This window comes from Halolamina salina, assembly GCF_042678005.1.
Taxonomy (GTDB): Archaea; Halobacteriota; Halobacteria; order Halobacteriales; family Haloferacaceae; genus Halolamina; species Halolamina salina.
On the sequence record NZ_JBHUDH010000214.1, the window covers coordinates 1 to 529 of the forward strand.

Below are 529 nucleotides of genomic sequence, written 5' to 3' on the forward strand. Positions count from 1 at the left end.
CCCGCAGCGTCAGGTTCTGTGGCCCGGTCTCGACCACCTCCGGCGTCGGGCGCACGTCCACCTCGGACGCCGCCAGCCCGCCGACGCCGTTGACGAGGTTCAACATCACGCTCAGACACGCGGCGCCGACGACCAGCGAGACGACGAGGCGGACCGGAAGCCCCTCGATCGCGCGTTCGTCGTCGCGCAGTTCGGCGATACCGTCGGCGACCCGCTCACGAACTCCGCTCGGATCGAGCATGGGCACGGTGGTCCCGTCATCGCACTTGAAAGAGCGGGCGAGCACTCAAGGGGGATGGCGCGACCACCCCGGGTATGCACGTCGTCGGCCGGGAGCGGGACGGACCGAACGGGAACGGAGCGGGGCGCGAACCGGCGCCGATGGCCGGCCACCTCGGTCGGTATCTCGCCCGCGACGGGAGCCTCGGCGCCCGCGTGGGGATCGACGTGGACCGCCCGCACGCCGCGCTCGTCGTCGGCAAGCGCGGCGCCGGGAAGTCACACACGCTCGGCGTGCTCGCCGAGGCGA

The 529-nt window shown here is 72.8% G+C and carries 1 protein-coding gene and 1 pseudogene; one reads left to right on the forward strand and one right to left on the reverse strand.

The annotated features are described in order from the left end of the window. A partial coding sequence (locus ACFR9S_RS14685; protein ID WP_459077218.1) for a DUF7382 domain-containing protein occupies positions 1–241 on the reverse strand: 241 nt, incomplete at its 3' end. Positions 242–315: 74 nt separating this feature from the next. Between ACFR9S_RS14685 and ACFR9S_RS14690 the strand changes: the two are divergent. Then, positions 316–529: pseudogene (locus ACFR9S_RS14690) on the forward strand (ATPase); the annotation flags it as partial.